The organism is Streptomyces laculatispora, from assembly GCF_017353455.1.
In the GTDB taxonomy this organism is placed as follows: Bacteria; Actinomycetota; Actinomycetes; order Streptomycetales; family Streptomycetaceae; genus Streptomyces; species Streptomyces laculatispora.
This window is the reverse complement of record NZ_JAFMPZ010000437.1, coordinates 1-5,938: the sequence shown is the minus strand read 5'-3', so window position 1 is coordinate 5,938 and position 5,938 is coordinate 1. Positions and strand designations below refer to the sequence as shown.

1 protein-coding gene and 1 pseudogene are annotated in these 5,938 nt (G+C 74.8%); both read left to right on the top strand.

Features of this window, described 5'->3' with window-relative positions; genetic code table 11:
• Positions 1 to 71 precede the first annotated feature (71 nt).
• Complete coding sequence (gene eccCa / locus J1C73_RS21525) at positions 72 to 4,094, top strand: type VII secretion protein EccCa (RefSeq protein WP_307797760.1); 4,023 nt, start codon at positions 72 to 74, stop codon at positions 4,092 to 4,094.
• 87 nt (positions 4,095 to 4,181) lie between these two features.
• Positions 4,182 to 5,938 (top strand): annotated as a pseudogene (locus J1C73_RS21520) (hypothetical protein); the annotation flags it as partial.

The following is a 5,938-nucleotide window of genomic DNA, read 5'->3' as shown; positions in this document are numbered from 1 at the left end:
CGGAGACCACGACGAAGGCCATGCCGAGCAGGATCATCCAGGCCAGCCCGTAGGCGACCATGTAGGCGGCCATGCTGCCGCTGCTCTCCAGCGTCAGCATGGCCGCCTACATGGTCGCCTACGGGCGGGCCTGGATGATCCTGCTCGGCATGGCCTTCGTCGTGGTCTCCGTCGGCATCACCATCGGCGTCCGGATGCAGTTGCGCGGCAGCCGCCGCCGCAACCAGTTCCGCCAGCGCGAGCGGTACATGGAGTACCTGTCGGGAATGCGCAAGCAGGCACTGCACTCGCGCGCCGAGCAGCGCGCCGCCGACGCCTGGCGGCACCCGCACCCCGACCGGCTGTGGGCGCTGGCAACGCGCCGCCGCCGGGTGTGGGAACGCCGTTCCGGCGACGACGACTTCCTCCGCCTGCGCCTCGGCACCGGCACCGTGCCACCCGCCGCGCCGCTGCGCCTGCCCGAGCAGAACGACCCGACCGTCGAGCTCGACACCGCCTGCCGCCACGCCGCCGCCGAACTCGTCGGCCAGCACGCCGCCGTCGACGACCAGGCCGCCTGGCTCGACCTCGGCAACTCCGGCGTCGTCAGCATCCTCGGCCCGCGCACCCGGGGCCGGGAACTCGCCCAGGCACTCCTGCTCCAGCTCTCCGTGCTGCACGCCCCCGACGACGTACGCGTCGCCGTCGTCACCGGCGGGCACTCCGCCTGGGACTGGGCGAAGTGGCTGCCGCACGCGCAACCGGCCGAGCAGGAGGGCGGGGCGCGCGAGCAGGAGGTCGTGCCGATGCTCGCCGACGACCTCACCGGACTCAACGACCACCTCCGCGCCGTCCTCGACCAGGCCGTCACGGCCCGCGCCGAGCGCGGCAGCCGGCTGCTCACCCAGCGCAGTGCCGCTGCGCGACAACACCTCGTTGTCTTCATCGACGACTACGAGCCCGAGGCCGTCTGGGCCCGCTCCGCGCTCCTCAACGAACTCCTCACCGAGGCCGGACCCGAGATCGGCCTGCACCTCGTGTGCCTCGTGGACGAGGAAGGCTCGGAGCCGGGCCGCGTCGACGTCCGCGCCCGTACGAACGCGCGGGGCGGACTCGTCCTGCAGGGCCGGGACCCGGCCCTGCACGCGAGCGTCGAGAAGGCGAGCGCCGACGAGATCGCCCCCGGCGTCCTGGAGGCCGCCGCCCGCGCCCTCGCCCCGCTCCAGCTGTCAGGCGAGCGCGAGCAGGTCCTCTCCGCGCACGTCTCCCTCGCCGGAATGCTCGGCATCCCCGACATCGCCTCCTTCGACCCGGCCGACCGGCGCCGGTCCCCCGACGACCGGGACCTGCTCAGCGTCCCCATCGGCGTCACCGGCACCGGCGAACCCCTCGTCCTGGACCTCAAGGAGTCCGCGCAGGGCGGTGTCGGGCCGCACGGCCTCGTCGTCGGCGCCACCGGCTCCGGCAAGAGCGAACTGCTGCGCACCCTCGTCACGGGGCTCGCGCTGGTGCACTCCCCGGAACACCTCGCCTTCGTCCTGGTCGACTTCAAGGGCGGCGCAACCTTCGCCGGGGTCACCGAACTCCCGCACGTCTCCGGTCTCATCACCAACCTCGCCGACGACCTCGCCCTCGTGGACCGGATGCGCCAGGCGCTCCAGGGCGAGCAGCAGCGCCGCCAGCGGATGCTGCGCGAGGCCGGGAACGCGGACTCGGTGCGCGAGTACCAGCTGCGCCGGGCGGCGGGCGGCACCGACTCCGGGGGCAGGCCGCTCGAACCGCTGCCGCACCTGCTGATCGTCGTCGACGAGTTCGGTGAACTACTCTCCCAGCGACCCGACTTCATCGACCTGTTCGTCCAGATCGGGCGCGTGGGCCGCTCGCTCGGTATGCACCTGCTGCTCGCCACCCAGCGCCTGGAGGAAGGTCGCCTGCGGGGCCTTGAGTCCCACCTCTCGTACCGGATCGGACTGCGCACCTTCAGCGCCGCCGAGTCCCGGGCCGTCCTCGGCACCCCGGACGCCTACAGCCTGCCCGCCATCCCCGGCTCGGCCTACCTCAAGGTGGACGAGACGGTGTACGAGCGTTTCCGCGTCGCCCACGTCTCCGCGCCCTACCGGGGCTTCGACCCCGACGCGTCCCCCGCGGCCCTCGCCCCGGTGCCCTTCGCCGTGCACGGCGAACTCGCGCCGCTCGCGCGCGAGGAGGAGGAGAAGCCGGCCTGGGAGTGGACCGGGAGGGGCGGTACGACCGAACTCGCCCTCGCCATCGAGCGTGTGCTCACCAAGGACACCCCTGGCCACCAGGTGTGGCTGCCCCCGCTGCCCGCGCACTTCGGTCTGCTGGCGCTGCTCGGTGAGCCCGAGGAGGACCCGGAGCGCGGGCTCGTCGGGCCGCTGTGGCCGCTCCCGGGGAGCCTCAAGTTCCCGGCCGGTGTCATCGACGTACCGGCACGCCAGGAACAGCGCCCCATCGGCATCGACCTCACGGGCCGCCAGGGGCACCTCGCCCTCGTCGGTGCCCCGCAGAGCGGGAAGTCCACCTTCCTGCGCACCGCGATGCTGAGCGCGATGCTCACCCACACCCCCGACGAACTCCAGTTCTACGCGATCGACATGGGCGGCGGCACTCTCCACGGGCTCGCCGACGCCCCGCACGTCGCGGGCATCGCCGGACGCCGCGACGAGGAACGCGTACGCCGGGTGCTCGCCGAGGTCGGCCGGATCGTCACCGCCCGCGAGACGATGTTCCGCGACCTGCGCATCCAGTCCGCCGCCGACCTGCGCGCACGCCGCGTGAGCGGCGAACTGCCCGAGGGCGTACGGGCCGCCGACATCGTCCTCGTGGTCGACAACTGGGCCGCGCTGCACGCCGCGGAGGACGAGGCCGCCGCCGCGCTCACCGACATCTCCGCGCGCGGTCTCGGCGTCGGCGTCCACCTGTGGCTCACCGCGAACCGCTGGGCCGAGATCCGGGTCGGGCTGCGCGACAGTATCCCTGGCCGCCTCGAACTGCGCCTCAACGACCCCGCCGAGTCCGAGATCAACCGCCAGGCCGCCCGCGCGCTCGGCCAGAGCGTCCCTGGCCGGGGCATCCTGCCGCCCGGCCTCACCCACCACGTCGCGCTGCCCCGTCTCGACGGCGTCGACTCCGTGGACGGACTCGCGGAGGCGGAACGCGCGCTCGTCACCCTGATCGCCGCGAGCTGGAAGCGGCCCTCGGCCCCGGCCCTGCGCGTCCTGCCGCAGCGGGTCACCGTCCGCGAACTGGCCGCCGTCGTGCCCGCGCCCGCCGACCGCTGGGAGGGCCACGGCCCGGCCCTCACCGGCCGCGAGGTGCCCATCGGGCTGCGCGAGTCCGACCTCACCCCCGTCGGCCTCGATCTCACCTCCGGCGAGCCGCACTTCGTGGTCCTCGGTGACTCCGGCTCCGGCAAGACCGCCTTCCTGCGCGCCTGGATGCGCGGCCTCGCCGCCCACCACTCCGCGCGCGACGCCCGCTTCATGGTGGTCGACTACCGGCACAGCCTCCTCGACGTCGTCCCGCCCGAGTACATCGGCGCGCGCGGCGGCAACGCCGACCTCGTCGCCGGGCAGGCTCAGGCCCTCGCGGAGACCCTGCGCAACCGGATGCCCCCGTCGGACGTCACGGCCGCCGAACTGGCCGGGCGCACCTGGTGGCAGGGGCCCGAACTGTACGTCGTCGCCGACGACTACGACCTCGCCGCCGGCGGCATGGGGCAGGGCCCGCTGGCCCCGCTCGCCCCGTTCATCCCGCAGGCGGAGGAGCTTGGCTTCCACCTCGTCCTGGCCCGCAGGGTCGGCGGCGCGGGGCGTGCCCTCCTCTCCGACCCGCTGCTGAGCAGGCTCAAGGAGAACGGCACGAGCGGGCTGCTGCTTTCCGGCGACCACCGGGAGGGCGTTCTCATCGGTGAGCAGCGCGCCCGGCGCGGCGAGCCGGGACGCGGTCTCCTCGTCCGCCGGGATCAGGGCCCCACCGTCGTCCAGGTCGCCCTCGACGAGCGCGACCTGCCGGAGGAGGCCGCCGTGGGCCCGGCCGCCGCCCCCCGGGAGGACGGACCGCCGCACCACGAGCCCGTCGCCGCCCGCAGCTGACCGCGCCGGTCGCGGGGCCCGCCGGCCCCGCGACCGTCCTTGCCCGGACGCCCGATCCCCAGCAGTACGCCCGAGGAGGGCGCTTCCATGTCTTCCGCGGAATCCGTACTCAACACCATCAAGCTTGAGGACATCTACGCCCTGGGCAACGCCTGGATTCAGCTCGGAGACGAGCTCCACGAGCGCCGGGTCGCCGCCAACGGGCACGTGGAGGGCATCGGGTGGCAGGGCGCGGCGGGCGACGCGGCCCGTCTCGCCTGGTCCGGCGCGGCCGCCAAGAACCTCGACGACGCGATCGAGACCGCCTGGACCATCGGCCAGTCGATCAACCGGTACGCGGACAAGCTCCACGAGGCGGCGGAGGAGTACGCGAAGAAGCTCAACGCCATGATGTGGGCGGACATCCTCGGCGCGATCTTCAGCGCCGTCTTCTTCTACCTCGGGCCGCTCCTCGAAGGTGTGCTCGCCCTGATCGGGCAGCTCATCGCCCGGCTCATCCCGGTGATCGCCTCGATGGTGGGGCGGCTCGGCCCCATCGGCAGCGCGGTGGTCGGCTCGATCGGCGGGGCCGTCATCGGCTCCGCCTCGGGCCTCGCCTTCGACCTCGGCATCGGCGCGGCGGGCGCGGCCATCGCGCACACGGACTACGACATCGACTGGGGCGCCGAGGCGCTGACCCTCGGCATCGGCGGCGGTTTCGGCGGCATCGCCGGAGGGCTCGGTGGCTACCACGGCGTCCCGAAGGGGATCACGCCCGACGGGGTACCGAAGGCGGGCAGCCCGCCGCCGCACTCGCCGCCGGTGACGAAGCCGGGCGGCTCGGACGGGTTCGCGCCCATCGGCGGGAGCGGCGGCAAGAACACCTTCACGCCGCCGCCCGCCCAGACCCGCCAAGGCGGCGACCACACCGTGCCCGTCCCCGGCGGCCCGGGGAAGGGCGAAGGCGCGCCCCCCGTCACGGGCGGCGTCTCCGCCAAGGAGAACACCCCCACGAGCAGTGGCCCCGCGGGCGGCCGTCCGGGCGACGTCGGTATGCCGCCGCCCGCGCGCGGCGAGAGCTCCGGCACCCACACCCCCACCGGGGCCCCGGTCCCGCTCAGCGGTAGGCCGAACCCGCAGGGCGGCTCGCACCCCACGCCGTCCGACCGACCCGCCGGTGGCGACGGTTCTGTCACGGCCCCGCCGCCCACCCCGGCACCGCAGTCGGGAAAGCCTCACACCGTCACGGCGGGCGAGACCCCCGGCAAGCCCGTCCCGGGCGCGCAGGGCGGCGGCGATCGCGCCGGTTCGGACGCGCCCCCGCGCGGAGAGGGCTCCCCCACCGGCTCCGCGACACCCAACCCGCCGGTACGGGGCGAGGGCCCGCACAAGGAGGCCGCGCCGAACCCGCCTGTGCGGGACCAGGATTCGCGGCCGGTGCCGCCGCCCGCCCCGGAGTCGGGGAAGCCGCATGTGGCGGGTGGTTCGCAGACGCCGGGTCGGCCGGTTCCGGGGGGTCCTGGCGGGGATCGTGCGGAGTCGCAGGGGCCGCGTGGCGAGTCAACGGCGACGAATCCGCCCGTGCGGGACCAGAGTTCGCGGCCCGCGCCGGTTCCCCGTGGCGAGGCTCCCGACCAGACACCGCACTCCGGCACGCCCGCGCGGCCGGGGCCCGCTTGCCGGGGTCTCGCCCGCCGTGACGGTGTGAGGCTTTCCCGACTGCGGTGCCGGGGTGGGCGGCGGGGCCGTGACAGAACCGTCGCCACCGGCGGGTCGGTCGGACGGCGTGGGGTGCGAGCCGCCCTGCGGGTTCGGCCTACCGCTGAGCCGGGCCGGGGCCCCGGTGGGGGTGTGGGTGCCGGAGC